The sequence below is a fragment of the Bifidobacterium samirii genome (assembly GCF_003952945.1).
Classification (GTDB): Bacteria; Actinomycetota; Actinomycetes; order Actinomycetales; family Bifidobacteriaceae; genus Bifidobacterium; species Bifidobacterium samirii.
In genome coordinates this window covers 129,945-145,459 of record NZ_QXGK01000004.1, presented here as the reverse complement: position 1 = coordinate 145,459, position 15,515 = coordinate 129,945, and the positions used below count along the sequence as shown (strand labels likewise).

The 15,515-nt window shown below is 62.4% G+C and carries 11 protein-coding genes and 1 tRNA gene; 10 read left to right on the top strand and 2 right to left on the bottom strand.

Going from position 1 to position 15,515, the window contains the following annotated elements; all coding sequences use genetic code 11:
- Positions 1-7 precede the first annotated feature (7 nt).
- The 8 genes from D2E24_RS03375 to D2E24_RS03340 all read left to right on the top strand — a co-directional run bounded on the left by D2E24_RS03375 (position 8) and on the right by D2E24_RS03340 (position 11,422).
- Complete coding sequence (locus D2E24_RS03375) at positions 8-712, top strand: histidine phosphatase family protein (protein ID WP_125967917.1); 705 nt, start codon at positions 8-10, stop codon at positions 710-712.
- Positions 713-999: 287 nt separating this feature from the next.
- Positions 1,000-2,547 carry an amino acid permease gene (locus D2E24_RS03370; protein WP_125967916.1) on the top strand — a complete coding sequence of 516 codons (1,548 nt, stop codon included), beginning with the start codon at positions 1,000-1,002 and terminating at the stop codon, positions 2,545-2,547.
- 383 nt (positions 2,548-2,930) lie between these two features.
- Entirely contained in the window at positions 2,931-4,148 is a 1,218-nt protein-coding gene (locus D2E24_RS03365; RefSeq protein ID WP_125967915.1) for a hypothetical protein, read from the top strand.
- A 142-nt stretch (positions 4,149-4,290) separates the two neighbouring features.
- Positions 4,291-4,363 (top strand) — tRNA-Ala (locus D2E24_RS03360).
- Positions 4,364-4,813: 450 nt separating this feature from the next.
- Positions 4,814-7,726: a type I restriction endonuclease subunit R gene (locus tag D2E24_RS03355; protein ID WP_125967914.1), complete on the top strand. Its 2,913-nt coding sequence runs from the start codon at positions 4,814-4,816 to the stop codon at positions 7,724-7,726.
- Positions 7,727-7,728: 2 nt separating this feature from the next.
- Positions 7,729-9,306 carry a type I restriction-modification system subunit M gene (locus D2E24_RS03350; RefSeq protein ID WP_241222829.1) on the top strand — a complete coding sequence of 526 codons (1,578 nt, stop codon included), beginning with the start codon at positions 7,729-7,731 and terminating at the stop codon, positions 9,304-9,306.
- Positions 9,303-10,190 carry a hypothetical protein gene (locus D2E24_RS03345; RefSeq protein WP_241222828.1) on the top strand — a complete coding sequence of 296 codons (888 nt, stop codon included), beginning with the start codon at positions 9,303-9,305 and terminating at the stop codon, positions 10,188-10,190. Before D2E24_RS03350 ends, D2E24_RS03345 begins: the two co-directional genes overlap by 4 nt.
- Before the next feature lie 2 nt (positions 10,191-10,192).
- Positions 10,193-11,422: a restriction endonuclease subunit S gene (locus tag D2E24_RS03340; protein WP_125967913.1), complete on the top strand. Its 1,230-nt coding sequence runs from the start codon at positions 10,193-10,195 to the stop codon at positions 11,420-11,422.
- A 119-nt stretch (positions 11,423-11,541) separates the two neighbouring features.
- On the opposite strand, the gene D2E24_RS03335 is transcribed toward D2E24_RS03340, so the two are convergent.
- Both D2E24_RS03335 and D2E24_RS03330 read right to left on the bottom strand, forming a co-directional pair.
- Positions 11,542-12,654, bottom strand: a complete 1,113-nt coding sequence (locus D2E24_RS03335) for a VanZ family protein (protein ID WP_125967912.1) — start codon at positions 12,652-12,654, stop codon at positions 11,542-11,544.
- 201 nt (positions 12,655-12,855) lie between these two features.
- The gene (locus D2E24_RS03330; protein WP_125967911.1) at positions 12,856-13,260 is read right to left on the bottom strand and encodes a pyridoxamine 5'-phosphate oxidase family protein; all 405 of its coding nucleotides are present in this window, start codon (positions 13,258-13,260) and stop codon (positions 12,856-12,858) included.
- Between the two features lie 184 nt (positions 13,261-13,444).
- Here D2E24_RS03330 and D2E24_RS03325 point away from each other — a divergent pair, with 184 nt between their 5' ends.
- Positions 13,445-14,221 (top strand): nitroreductase family protein, encoded by a 777-nt coding sequence (locus tag D2E24_RS03325; RefSeq protein ID WP_125967910.1) that lies wholly within the window; start codon positions 13,445-13,447, stop codon positions 14,219-14,221.
- A 242-nt stretch (positions 14,222-14,463) separates the two neighbouring features.
- Positions 14,464-15,414 (top strand): magnesium transporter CorA family protein, encoded by a 951-nt coding sequence (locus D2E24_RS03320; RefSeq protein WP_125967946.1) that lies wholly within the window; start codon positions 14,464-14,466, stop codon positions 15,412-15,414.
- The last annotated feature ends 101 nt before the right edge of the window (positions 15,415-15,515 follow it).

Below are 15,515 nucleotides of genomic sequence, written 5' to 3'. Positions count from 1 at the left end.
AACAGCCATGAGCGACGTCCACGTGCACTCCATCACGCTCGTCCGCCACGGACGCACCGCCTACAACGCCGCACGCCGGCTCCAGGGCCAGATCGACATCCCCCTCGACGAGATCGGCGCCTGGCAGGTGGCACGCACCGGCGAAGCGCTGCGCGAACTGTACGTGGACCCGCACCAGGACGAACGACGCCAGCTCGTCGTCGCCTCCGACCTCGGCCGCGCCATGGCCACCGCCCACGCCTTCGCCGACCCGCTCGGCCTGACCGTCCACCCCGACGAGCGCGTCCGCGAACGCAGCTTCGGCGAATGGGAAGGCCTCAACGTCGACGAACTCGCGCAACGCTGGCCCGAGGACTGGCGCCTCTGGGAGGACTTCAAAGGCGGCGAGCTCAACCACGGCGCCGAACCCAAGGAGGTCGTGGGCGCACGCGGCGCCCAGGCCGTCGAGGACTGGGCGCGCCGCGCCGGCGACGACACCGACCTGTTCGTCTTCTCCCACGGCGCCTGGATCAGCCAGACCCTCCAGACCCTCCTCCACATGGACACCGCCGCCAGCGGCTTCGGCGACATCCTCGGCCCGCGCAACGCCCACTGGGCGCGCCTCATCCCCGCCGACCTCGCCGACGGCACCGTCCGCTGGCGCCTCGCCGACTACAATCACGGGCCGGCGCTCGCCGACACGTACGAATGGGAGCATCCGACGCTCGGCTGAGCCGACCGCCGATCCCCGTAGTGTGCGCCCGTCACGACGCCCCCGGCCGCGTATGCGACATACGCGGCCGGGGGCGTCGCCATGCCCGGGCGGTCCGGAGAACGGCCGGACGGCCCGGGCAGCCCGGGCGCGAACGACCGCAGCCGGCCGCCGGCGTCACCGCGCCGCGTATACTGTTCCGGGCGCCGACGGGCGTCCATCGGGCGCGCTTCGTCCGCCATCGGGCGCACCGCCCGCCATCGTCTTTTCCGTATCATCCGTCATGGCATCCGTCGAAAGGCAGAAGCATGAGCACCACCGACGCCACCGCGTCATCATCACCGTCATCATCGTCATCACCGACGCCGCAATCGATGCAGCCGGCGCATCCGCAGACGGCACCCGCATCCGACGCACCGCGCGCGAACATCAAGGGCGCACACACCGAACTCAAGCGCGGCATGGAATCGCGCCATCTGCAGATGATCTCGCTGGGCGGCGTCATCGGCACCGGCCTGTTCCTCAGCTCCGGCTACACGATCGCGCAGGCCGGCCCGATGGGCACGATCCTCGCGTACGCGATCGGCGCGCTCATCGTCTACCTGGTGATGCTCACGCTGGGCGAACTGTCGGTGGCGATGCCGGTCACCGGCTCGTTCCACGTGTACGCGCAGCGGTTCATCGGCCCGGCCAGCGGCTTCGTCATCGCGATCCAGTACTGGCTGACATGGACGGTGGCGCTCGGCTCCGAATTCACCGCGGCCGGCCTGCTCATGCAGCGCTGGTTCCCCGACACGCCCACCTGGGTGTGGAGCGCCGCGTGCATCGTGCTGATCTTCCTCGCCAACGCGCTGTCGGTGCGCTTCTTCGCCGAAGCGGAGTTCCTGTTCGCGTCGGTCAAGGTGATCGCGATCATCGCGTTCATCGGCATCGGCCTGCTCGCCATCTTCGGCATCCTGCCCGTCGCCGGCTACACGCATGCGCCGATGTTCGACAACCTCCTCAAGGACGGCGTGTTCCCCAACGGGTTCATGCCCGTGTTCGCCACGATCCTCACCGTCAACTTCGCGTTCTCCGGCACCGAGCTGATCGGCGTGACCGCCGGCGAGACGCGCGACCCCGAAACCGCCGTCCCCAAGGCGATCCACACGACCCTGTGGCGTCTCGTCCTGTTCTTCATCGGCTCGATCGTGGTGATGTGCGCGCTGATCCCGTGGCGCGAGGCCGGCGTGGGCGAAAGCCCGTTCGTGCTCGTGTTCAACTCGATCGGCATCCCGTACGCGGCCGACATCATGAACTTCGTGGTGCTCACCGCCGTGCTGTCCGCGTCGAACTCCGGCCTGTACGCCTCGACCCGCATGGTGTGGTCGATGGGCCACGAGGGGCTCATCCCGCGCTGGTTCGCCAAGACGAACCGCCGCGGCGTGCCGATGCTCGCCCTGTGCGCGGCGATGGCCGGCGGCCTGCTCGCCCTGCTCTCCTCGGTGATCGCCGCGTCCACCGTGTACCTGGTGCTCGTCGCGCTCTCCGGCCTGTCCGCCGTGGTGGTGTGGATCGCGATCGCCTACTGCCAGATCGTGTTCCGCCGCCGCTGGATCGCCTCCGGACACACCGTCGACGAGCTCAAGTACCGCACGCCCGGCTACCCGTGCGTCTCGTGGGCCGCGTTCATCCTGTGTACCGCGTCGTTCGTGCTCGTCGTGTTCGACGTCGAGCAGCGCTTCGCCCTCGTGGCCGAAATCGTGTTCGTCATCGCCTGCTACGCCCTGTACTACGTGCAGGCATGGTGGCGCCGCCGTCACGGCGATGCGGAGCCGGCGGTGACCGCGGCTGTGCCGTCGTCGTCGGAGGCGTAGCGTCAGCGAGAGAAATCCCCGGCCTGCTCGTACGGTCCGCTCGTTGAAAGGGCCGCCAGCGAGATGATTACCGGGTTTGGTCGAGCGCTTTCCTCGCTGAGGGGCCGTCAGTGAGAAGATTACCCGGCTCGGTCATGTATTTTCCTCACTGAGGCACCGCCAGCGAGTATGATCGCCGGCTAGCTCCCGGGTTGTTCTCACTGAGGATTCGTCAGTGAGAGCAATCCTCGGCTTGGCCGTGATTCATCATCGCTGACGGAACTTCCTTGGAAAACGTCCATCTGACGTTGCCGTGTGGCTGTTGGTGAGGCAAATGTAAGGATGTGGTCGTTTCCGGCCGTTCCCCAGCGCGTTGCCGGGAAACCCCGCTAGGGTTGCGAGGCGTGAGAAACGTTTTCAAGGGAATATCGCTGACGTCGCTGACCGCCGGTGCGCTCGCCGCGGTCACGTCGTTCCTGCTGTCGGCCAAGATCGGCATCGCCGGCTCCGTCATCGGCGTCGCCGCGGGTTCGGTCGTGTCGGCCGTCGCATCGCAGGTCTACAAGAACATGCTGCAGGCGTCGGGGGAGAAGCTGCAGAGCGCCGCCGGCGTCGGCAAGGACGACGGCACGTCGTCGTCCGATGATGCTGTTGCTGCGTCGGGCACGGCCGAGGCGTCGTCCGACGCCGGTTCCGTCGCGGGCAAGTCGGGCGCCGACGCCGCCGCGGCCGGCGAAACGGTCGCGATGGACGCCGTCGACGCGACGCGTGCGCTCGACGCCACCGCGATCGTCGGCACGGCGATGGCCGCCGACGATGTGACGACCGTCCTGCGCCCCGGCGATGCCACGACCGTCATCGGCGGACTGCCGGCGGGCGGTGCGGCCGCGGGCACGTCCGCCGGTGCGACGACAGGCGGCCGTCGCGTGGCGTCCGGCCGCAGCGTGTCCGGTCGTGCCGGCGCGTCCGGCACGACGAAGCTGACCGCAAGCCGGCTGCTCGACGAGCGCCGGCAGAAGCGCGCCGCGATCATCGTGGCGGTCGTCAGCGCGCTCGTCGCGGTGGGCGTCTCCGCCGGCATCGTCATGCTCGTCACCCAGGGGCAGGGCACCGACACCGTCGTGCGTGACTGGGTCGGCCAGAACGCGCCCGCACGCCATCCGGAACGCCCCGACGTCATCGACGGGGAGACCGGCGACGATGCGACGACCGACGGCACGACCAGTGGCGATACGACCAAGGACGACGCCGACGACACGGCCGGCACCACCGGCAAGGACGGTACGTCCGACGGCGCCGACAGCGGCACGGGCGGATCGACCGGCACCACGACCGGCGGCAGCGGCACAAGCGGCACCTCCGGATCCACCGGAGGCTCCGACACGACCGGCGGCACGTCCGGCTCCACGTCGGGTACGACTTCCGGCACGACGACGGGCGGCACCGGCGACTCGACCGGCTCCGGCACGACTACGGGCGGCGGCACCACGACCGGCGGCTCCTCGTCCGACACGACCGGCGGCAGCGGCTCCGGTTCCACCACCGGCACGACGCCTGGCACCACCGGTTCGACGGACGCCGGCACATCGGACGGTACGTCCTCGCAATCCGACGGTGAATGAAGTCGGCCGAATATGATGCCGCATCCGATGGCGAATAGGGTCATCGGTCAGTGGTACGAATCCCGCCGGAACCGGGGCGACACGCCGACGGTTGCGTTCCTTGCGAATCTGCCGTAACCTATCAAAAGTTCGCAAGGAACACGGGGCTATGGCGCAGCTGGTAGCGCATCTCCATGGCATGGAGAGGGTCAGGGGTTCGAATCCCCTTAGCTCCACAGACAGCCGGTCAGCAATGACCGGCTTTTTTCGTATTCACGACCGCCGGCGAGCATTCGACAGTCGGTCGGTCGTGGCCGTCGGGGAGGTTGCCGATACCGTCGGATCCGGCACCTCGCACGTCGTGCAGCTGCTCACCGCAGGTGCGTGAGCCGTGCCGCACGGGACCACGGCCACGATTAGGCCGGTAGCTACCACGGCGACTATGGCGCTGCCTATCTTCTTGGCTCCCCATTTTCTGTGTGACTTACTCCGCATATCCTGCTCCTTGGAAGAGGCGGCATAGTGTACTACGGGACTCACGCTACGGCACGGTTCCGGCTCAGAGCGGCGTGAACGGGTAAATTGGTACTGAATTCAGGTTTCGGTTCCGTCGGCATCGTTGCGTTCGGATTATGGGTCGGAATGAAGTATATTGCGAACCATGAATGGTAAGGGAGGTGTGGGGCATGGCGCATGTTTCCGAGTATGAGGTGGAGAGTCTCTTCATCGACCGGCTGGAAAGCCTCGGATATCGGTTCGTGGCTCTCCGTGATTACGATGATGTCGTCGCGAACTTCAGGACGCAGCTGGCGGCGTTCAACGCGAGCAAGCTGATCGACGCGAAGGGGGAGGCGTCGTTCACCGACGCCGAGTTCGACCGTGTGATGATCCATGTGGACAACCACAGCGTGTACGAGTCCGCGAAGACCCTGCGCGACAAGTACGTGCTGACCTTGGATAACGGGAAGACCGCGTATCTGGATTTCTTCAGCTCCGATCTCGACCGCAACATCTATCAGGTGACGCATCAGGTCACGATGGACGCCGCGCACAAGGACGACGTGGTCTACACGAACCGTTACGACGTGACGATTCTCATCAACGGACTGCCGGTCGTGCAGGTCGAGCTGAAACGCCCGGGCGTCGAAATCAATGAGGCGATCAACCAGATCAACCGTTACCGGAAGTTCTCGTTCAAGGGGCTGTTCCGGTACCTGCAGCTGTTCGTGGTGTCGAACTCCGTGCAGACGAAGTACTTCTGCAACGAGAACGAGATGGAGAACGGCGTATACAGTCCGATTCTGAAGAGCCTCGTGTTCTTCTGGACGGACGCGAACAACACGCGCATCAACAAGCTGGACGAGTTCTCGGCGGAGTTCCTGCGCCGTTCCGCGATCACGGAGATGCTCGACAAGTACATGGTCATCAAGACGACCGAACCCGTCCTGATGGTCATGCGCCCGTATCAGATCTACGCGGTCAAGGCGGCGAAGCGCCGCATTCTGGAGTCGAACCAGAACGGGTACGTCTTCGCCTGCACCGGGTCGGGCAAGACGCTGACCTCGTTCAAACTGGCGCAGCTGCTCCGTGACGAGCCGCGGGTCGACAAGGTCGTATTCCTGATCGACCGCAAGGATCTGGACGACCAGACGGTCGACGAGTACAACTCGTTCGAAAAGGACTGCGTGGACGGGTCGGATTCCACCGCCGTGCTGGTCGAACAGCTGAGGCAGAGCGACCGCAAGCTCATCGTGACGACCATCCAGAAGATGGCGAACGCCGTCAAATCTAAGCGTTACGAGAAGCTGATGGACTCGTACCGGGACCGGAAGGTTGTGTTCATCATCGACGAATGCCATCGCAGCCAGTTCGGCAAGATGCACGGCGACATCCAACGGCATTTCAATAACGCGAACTACATCGGATTCACCGGAACGCCGATCTTCGAAGCGAACAAGGGAGGCGACGGCCGTACGACCGCCGACGTCTTCCATGCGGGGACGAAGCTGGACGCATGCCTGCACCGCTACATGATCAAGGATGCGATCGCGGATGGCAACGTGCTGCGGTTCTCCGTCGAATACCAGCGCACGATCTTCGCGAAGAAGATCGCGGCGCAGGGCATCGATCCGGAACAGCTGGACGATCCGGACTACTGCCGGCGTCACAATCTCGACCTGGAATCCCTGTACCACGATGACGAACGCATCCGTGTGATCGCCGAGGACATCTTCGCGCATCACGAGCAGCACGTCCGCCCGCAGGGCAAGGACGTGTACACGGCGCTGTTCGCCGTGGACTCCATCAGGACGCTGGGTCGCTACTATGACGCGTTCAAGGCGTTGAACGAGGCGCGGCCCGAGCGCGAACGGTACAGGGTGGCGGCGATCTTCACCTATCAGGCCAACGAGGACATGGATGAGGGCGGCGACGAGCATTCCGCGGAACTACTGTCGCGCTGCATGGGCGACTACAACGGCATGTTCGGCACGGCGTTCTCCCCGGACTCGTTCGACGCCTACCGCAAGGACATCGCGCGCCGCATGAAGCAGAAGGACCTGCCGCAGGTGGACATCCTGCTGGTGGTCAACATGATGCTGACGGGATTCGACGCGAAGCCGCTGAACACGCTGTACCTCGACAAGAACCTCATCTGGCATACACTGGTGCAGGCGTACAGCCGCACGAACCGCGTCGACAAGGTCACCAAGCAGTTCGGGCAGATCGTCTCCTACCGCAACATCAAGAAGGCCCAGGACGATGCGCTGCGACTGTTCTCCGGCGACGGCGACCCGAACGAGTATCTGCTGGAAAGCTACGAGTACTACGTGGGCAGGTGGATGGATCAGGTCGACGTGCTGCGTCGGGCGGCGCAGACCGTGGACGATGCGGGGCAGCTGCAGAGCGAGGATGACATCCGTCGGTTCGTCGTCGCGTTCAGATCGCTGTCCGGGACGCTCGCCACGTTGAAGACCTTCGGCAAGTTCGATTGGGCCGACCTGTCCGTGGCGTTGGGTGATGAGGAGTACGAAGGCTATAAGAGCTGGTACCTCTACTATCATGATGAAGCGAAGAAGGCCGACCCGAAGGTCCCCGTCCCCGTCGACGTGGACTTCGACGTGGAACTGGTCCGCACCGATCGCATCAACGTGATGTACATCCTGAGCCTGCTGAAGTCCACGCATGACGGCGGCAAAAGCGAGGAGGAGCGCGCCCGCGACATCGATCTGGTGATGCGCGAGATCGAACGCTCCGACAATGATTCGCTGCGCGCGAAGAAGGATGTTCTGGAAGCCTTCATCCGCACGCGGTTCTACGACCTGCCCGAAGGGGCGGACGTGCAGCAGGCCTACGAGCAGTTCGAACGCGACAGCCTGCAGTCGGAGATCGAATCGTTCGCCTACGAGCATGGGCTGGAGGCGAAGGATGTGTCGGAGGTCTTCTCGGAGTACACGTTCAACGGCAGCGTCCTCGAAGAGGCGATCCGCAGAAAGCTGGCGGCGTACCATATGGGACTGCTGAAGATCACGAAGACGACAGGCGACATCAAACAGTTCGTAACGGACATGTATGACCGCTACAAGGCGGAAGGAGAATGAGGATGATGATCGATTCGGCGAAATACCAGGCGCAGGCCGGCGCGTTGTCCCAGAAGCTGTGGGCCATCGCAAACGACCTGCGCGGCAACATGGACTCCGTGAAGTTCCGCAACTACATTCTCGGCACGATCTTCTACAGCTACCTGTCGGAGCGCACCGAGGACTACATGCAGGAGATCCTGAAGGAGGACGGCCTCACCTATGAGGAGGCGTTCGCCGACGCGGCGTACCGTCCCGTGGTCGAACAATGGTCCATCGAACATCTGGGCTACATCATCAGGCCGGAGAACCTGTTCCGCGAACTGGTGCGCAGGATCGTCCGCCCGGAGTCCGACGCCGACCGGTTCAGCGTCGAGGATTACGAGCGCGCCGTGAACGAGCTGACCGGCTCCACGATGGGGCAGGCGTCGGAGGCGGCGTTCTCCGGCCTGTTCAACGACATGAAGCTGCAAGATCCGGATCTGGGCGACACGGTCGCCGACCGTACGACGCTGATCGCGAAGGTCATCGTGAAAATCAGCGAGATCGACTTCAGCTTCGCCGACTCCCAGTTCGACGTGCTCGGCACCGCGTACATGATCCTCATCGGACTGTTCGCATCGGACGCGGGCAAGAAGAGCGGCGAGTTCTTCACGCCGGCGGCGCCGTCGAAACTGGTGGCGATGCTCGCGACCGCCGGATTGGACGAGGCGAAGACCGTGGGCGACTGCACGTGCGGTTCGGCCTCCATGCTGCTCGAAGTGCAGAAGCACCTGACGACCGGACGCGTGGGCCACTTCTACGGTCAGGAGAACAACGCCACCACATACAACCTCGCACGCATGAACATGCTGATGCACGGCGTCGACTATCAGCACTTCGACATCTACAAGGGCGATACGCTGCGCGAGGACAAGTACGGCGACGTGAAGATGACGGTGCAGGTGTGCAACCCGCCGTATTCGCTCAAGTACGACGCCAATCCGGCGCTCCTGGACGATCCGAGGTATTCGGGCGCGGGCAAGCTGCCGCCGAAATCCCATGCGGACTACGCGTTCGTGGAACACATGATCTACCACATGGACGAGGACGACGGACGCGTGGCCGTGCTCCTGCCCCATGGCGTGCTGTTCCGCGGCGGCGCCGAGGAGGTCATCCGCAAGTACATCGTCAAGGACCTGAACCGTCTGGACGCGGTCATCGGATTGGCTCCGAACCTGTTCCACGGCACGAGCATCCCCGTATGCCTGCTGGTGCTCAAATCCCAGCGCAACGGCAACAGCGAGAACGTGCTGTTCATCGACGCGAGCAAGGAGTTCAAGCCGGGCAAGAACCAGAACACGCTGGAAGACGAACACATCCGGAAGATCGTCGACGCCTACGTCAACCGTGTGGACGTGGACAAGTTCGCCCACGTGGCGTTCATGGACGAAATCGAAGCCAACGGCTGGAACCTGAACATCCCGCGCTACGTGGACACCTTCGAGGAAGAGGAACCGGTGGACCTCGAATCGGTACGCCGCGACCTCAAGCGCATCGAAGTCGAAAAAGTAGAGGCTATCGCCAAAGTCGAAAGCATGCTGAAGGAACTGGGGGTGTGAGGGTGTGCTGTTTAAGCATCTCCGACTGGATTTCGATTATTAGCGGTGGATTGTCGCTGATTCTGGCGATTGTCATTGCCGTGGTCCAGTACAGACAGAGTAAGCAGATCGCAGCCTTCGAAAAATGGCAGGATGAACGCGATGAGCGTCGTCATAAGCAAGAAGTTAAAGCACAGGCTGTGGCGTTCATATCAAAGTATTATCCAGACAGGGGATTGATTCCGTTATGTGCTATCGCTGCTATGCAGAATGACCTGTTTTATTATTCGCGTGAGATGTATCGAGAATTCTGCTGCTTGACGCTTGAAGTACAGAATCGCATCCTTGAATACTGCGAACTTGATTTACGTGTTGTGCATACGGAAAGAATGTTTTACCGCTGTATTGATGCTGTTGAAAAGGTTATTCACGATAATTTTCCGCAAGATAGGTCGCCGTTCTATGACGGTGGAAAATATGTTTTGCGTAGTTTAGAACGTTACTCCAGTGAAAAGATTCCATTGCAAAAAATTTCGTATCGACCTGCTTATATGGACAGGGAAGCAGGATTGATGATGGGGGCAAAATTTGATGGAACTACGGTTTACGAGGAATGCATTACTGATGTTCTAAGTGAAGTTTTTCGCGACCTGAATTCATTTGATAATCCGATTGAAGAACTTAAGGATGCATATCAATTCCGAAATGTTCAAGAAATTGAAGCATGTCAGTTTGCGACAACGCTTGCTCAATATATTGCCGTTTATGGGTATGGTGATATGGAGTCAGATAAGAACTATGGTTCGCCGGGTTGTTATGCAGGGGAGTCTATCGAAACGATGGAGGATTTGTTCTTGCTGTCAGTTTTTGAGATGTATACCCGACTGGTGTTGAAGGAGGGGTGAACATGATTAAGCCGACATTGCGATTCAAAGCCGATGATGGGTCAGAGTATCCGGAATGGTCGAACGGGGAACTTGGTAGCGTGGCATTTATTACCATGGGGCAATCGCCGGAATCAAGTTCCTATAATACTGTTGGTGAGGGAAAACCGTTAGTACAGGGTAATGCTGATATGTGTGAGCGTAAAACATGCCCGACTCGTTTTACGCGTCAAGTAACTAAACTGGCCTACGAGGGAGACATCATTATATCGGTACGAGCTCCTGTTGGTTTAGTTGGTCGCGCAGATAGAGATATCTGCTGTGGTCGTGGTGTTGCTGCAGTAAGAGTTAAGCCAGGTTATGATCAAGAGTTCCTATATCAGCTGTTTCAGAGGATTGAGCGGACATGGGATTCAGTTGCACAAGGAGGCACTTTTACTGCCATAAGTAGGAATGACATTAGTGGGAGGGGAATAGTCGTTCCCTCTCTCCCTGAGCAGCGAAAGATTGTCGCGCTGCTTTCTTCGGTTGATGATGTCATTGCTGCTCAGACGGCGGAAGTCGCTGCGTGGGAAGAGCGCAAGAAGGGCGTGATGCAGAAGCTGTTCAGCCAAGAAGTGCGGTTCAAGGACGACGACGGATCAGAGTATCCGGCGTGGGAGAAAATGTCATATGCTGATACATTTGTCGGTCTTAATAACAATACATTCTCACGTGACTATTTGAACTACGAAGGCGGACCGGCAAAGAACATCCATTACGGTGACGTTTTGGTTAAGTATGGAGCCTGCGTGGACGTGCGTAATGCTGACGTCCCATTTGTCAATGATGATGCGGCTTGGGACAAGTATGACAAGCTGCAAGATGGCGATGTCGTGATTGCTGATACCGCTGAAGATGATACAGTCGGCAAGGCGGTGGAGGTTGAGTGTGTCGGAGATTTGAATGTAGTGTCGGGGCTGCATACGATTGCTTGCCGTCCGCAACGAGAATTTTCGCGTCACTTCCTTGGCTATTATTTGAACTCTGATGCTTTTCATGATCAGCTGCGCCCATTTATGCAGGGTATCAAGGTGACTTCGATAAGCAAGACAAATATCGCGCTTACGAGCATCATCATTCCTTCTCTCTCCGAACAGCGCAAGATTGCCGACTGCTTATCCTCACTCGATGAAGTCATCGCTAAGGCGAAGGACGAGCTTGCCAAGTGGCGAGAGCTGAAGAAGGGTTTGCTTCAGCAGATGTTCGTATAGTTCGCTGAGGCCGGACACCGTGCCGACTGTAAAAGACGGCTTAGTCGAGGTATATCGTCGTTACGCGCGTATGGACCATCATCGCGCGCAACGACGATATAACAGTGTTAACGATGTAATTACGCCAAGGTCGATGACGGGTCTGCAGGGGAGCAGCTGTCAGACGAAGTCGTATGTGCAGTATCATCCGCCGCGGCCGCCGACGGCGAGGCAGGCAGCAGGTCGTACGGCATTTGGTGGCGCACGGCGTAGAAGACGGCGAGCGCGATCATGAGCAGACCGGACCACGGGATGCGGCCGGAGAACACGGCGACGAACATCACGGCGGAACGCACGACGTAGAAGAGGAGACGACGCCAGCCGGAACGCGGGCGCGTCTCGCACGTCATGTGGGTGAAGCTGCCGCCGAGCGTACGGCCGCCGCGCATCACCGGCACCACGATCTCGAACGCGGCGAACGCGACGCCGAACATCAGGTCGGCGAAGCTGAAACGGCCGGCGGACGGAATCGACTGCCAGGGCGCGTCGGGCGGCAGGATCAGATCGTTGTAGACGAGCGTGGCGATGGCGGTGACGGTGCCCGCCGACAGGGAGATCGCCGCGCAGTCGAGTGCGTAGGCGATCAGACGGCGCACGAAACCGGGGCTGGTGACCGTCGTCCTGTCGGCCTCGCGGATCGGGAACAGACGGTTGAGCAGCATCGCGATGCCGAAGCCGGCCAGCGTGCCGAGCGTGTTCGTCGCCAGGTCGTCCACGTCGAACAGACGGTACGAGCACGGGTACAGGCCGAACATGCCGGTCAGCTGCATCGTCTCGATGAGCAGGCTCACCAGGAAGCCGAACGGCAGCGCCGCACGCAGACGCCAGCGGAACACGCGGCCGGCGATGAATCCCAGCGGGATGAAGAACAGCACGTTGAGCGCCAGCTGCATGATCGCGGACGTGCCGTCGGAGCGGATGTCGGCGACGAACTGCAGCGGGTTGAGCTGCGGGTGCAGATGATGCGCCGCGCAGTAGGCGACCGGATCGTCCGGCATCGGATACATCGTGAAGCACATCAGGCCGATCGCGTACAGCACCGACCCGTAGGCGACGACCACCTGCGTGAACCGCAGCCGGTTGTCGCGATGATAGAGCAGCGCCAGCACCGGCACGGTCAGCATGGCCGACACGAACGGCCACAACGCCACCGCCAGCAGGAACGGGCGCGAGAAATACGCCAGATACCCCATGATTCCCTCTCTCCTCTCGTCTTCCTCTCTTCGGACCCATCCGCGGCGGATCCGGCGCGCACCGGAGCCGATCCGCGCATGGAAAAGGGCGCCCCGCGTACGGAGGCGCCCTTCGGATGATGACGTATGCGGCGGACCGGCGGCCCGCCCCGGTGCGTTACGCCCGGTCGCGGCCGGTCGCGGTCCGACGCTGCGCGGACGTCAGTCCTTGACGATCGTCTTGCCGGCGGTCGGTCCGGAGGCGAGGTCCTGGATCTCGGCGATCTCCATCACCGGGATCGCGGCCGGCTTCTTCGTGCCCTTCTCCTCGGCGATGCGCACCTGCTCGTCGTACAGCGCGCCCTCGGTGTGCAGGGTGACCGGGCCGCGGAAGCGGTAGCCCTTCTTCTCGGCCAGGTTCGCGACGGCGATGACCAGCGGCGAACCGTCCTGCAGGTTGCGGTAGTGCTGGCCGGCGGTGCGCTCGTGATAGGCGATATGGGTGTCGTCGACCACGAACATCGACATCTTCGGGCCAAGGTCGAGCTCGCCATCCTTGGAGACCGTGGTGATCCAGGCGAGGTTGTGTGCGATGAAGTCCTTCATCTCGGCGGTGAGTGCTGCCATGGTACGTCCTTTCCAACGTGCGTCATTCCAGCGTACGCCGCGACGGATGCGGCACGCCGCGCGTTTCGCTGTGAACAATCTCACGGGAGGTCCCGGGCTGATAGGAAGGTGGGGCTGGACGGCCGGGCCGGACGCACCGGACGGGCCGAATGGGCCGAATGGATCCAAGGGAGAGGACGGGATCATGGACATCATGGAGGCGATGGCGGCGCGCCACGCGGTGCGCGACTATACGGACGAGCCGATCGGAGGCGACGTCGAATCGGCGCTGACGGCCGCCATCGGGGAGGCGAACCGGGACGGCGGGCTGCACATCCAGCTCGTGCACGACGACGCGGACGCGTTCGGCGGCTGCCCGACCCACTACGGGCGGTTCAAGGGCGTGCGCCACTGCATCGCGCTCATCGGCGCCGAATCCGACGACCTGGACGAGCGCATCGGCTACTACGGCGAACGCCTCGCACTCGAGGCGGTGCGGCTGGGCCTCGACACCGGCTGGGTCGTGCTGCACGAGACGCAGGAGCACGACGGATCATGGGACATCGCGCCCGGCGAGCGCATGGCCGCGGCGATCGCCGTCGGCCACGGCGCGCGACCGGGCCGGCCGCATCGCAGCAAGCCGGTCGACGAGCTCGGCGCGGTCGAACGGCCGGCGGGCGTGACGGATGCGGTCGACGCAGGTGCATCGGCGGCGGATGCATCGGCGGCTACGGACGCGACGGATGGTCTGGCGGGCGCGCCCGACTGGTTCGTGCGCGCGCTGGAGGCGGTGCAGCTGGCGCCGAGCGCGCTCGGCAAGCAGCCGTACCGGTTCACGCTGCTGGAGGACGGCCGCACCGTGCGCGCCGACATGCTCGACGGCGTGCAGCCGGCCATCGGACTGGGCATCGCCCGGCTCCACTTCGAACTCGGCGCGGCCGACGCCGACTTCCGTTGGCAGGACCGTCCGGAATCGGAGTGACGCGACCCGGGGCACGGCCGTCCGCGTGACCCGGACACGAGGGAATCCCGGATGCCGATGCCCGGGTCACGCGAAACGTACGGTTCGCGTGACCCGGGCATCGGAACCGCGGCATCACCGATGCTCCGGCCACGCCGCGGCTGTCCCACAGGCGGGACTATCCTTGTCGAGGCCGTGCCGGCGCATCCGTCGGCCCGGCCGTGACGGAACGACATCGCGAACGGAAGGCGGGTGAGACGATCATGCTGCGCATCTTCAGCACCATCAACGGACAGACGGAACAGATCGAGAAACCCGAGAACGGGTCGTGGATATCGCTCAGCAAACCCACCGACGTGGAGCTGACCACCGTCGCCCAGGAGACCGGCATCGACCTCGCCGACCTGCGCGCCCCCCTGGATGACGAGGAACGCTCGCGCGTCGACGTCGAGGACGACTACACGATGATCATCGTCGACATCCCCACCGTCGAGGAGCGCGGCGGACGCGACTGGTACGAGACGATCCCTCTGTCGATCATCCTGACCAAGAACATGATCATCACCGTATGCATGCAGGACACACCCGTGCTCCACCCGTTCATGGAAGGCACGATCCGCGGATTCAACACGTTCATGCGCTCGCGGTTCATCCTGCAGATCCTGTACCGCAACGCCACCATGTACCTGCGCTACCTGCGCATCATCGACCGCGAAAGCGACAAGCTGGAACTCAAGCTGCGCCACTCCATGCAGAACCGCGAGATCGTGATGCTCATGGAGCTGAGCAAGACCCTCGTCTACTTCACCACGTCGCTCAAGTCGAACGAGATCGTGATGGAGAAGCTCACCACGCTCGGCCGCTTCCGCCAGTACCCGGACGACGAGGACCTGCTCGACGACGTCATCACCGAGAACAAGCAGGCCATCGAGATGGCCAACATCTACAGTGGCGTCCTCGCGAACATGACCGACGCGTTCGCCTCGATCGTGTCCAACAACCTCAACAACGTGATGCGCATCTTCACGATCATCTCCATCACGCTGTCGATCCCCACGCTCATCTTCTCCATGTACGGCATGAACTTCCAGGAGGGCATGCTCGGCATGCCGCTCAGCGACAAGCCGTGGGGGTTCGCGGTCATCATCCTCATCTCCGTGGCCATGTCCGCCGTGGTCACCTGGTTCCTCACCCGCTCGCGCATGTTCAAGTAACGCGATCGGCGCGACGATGCGCGATGCGCGGGGAGCGTCCGTGGGACCCGTTCCCGCGGGCGCCCGCGCCTACGCCGCGACGGCCCTTCCCGCCGGCGCTC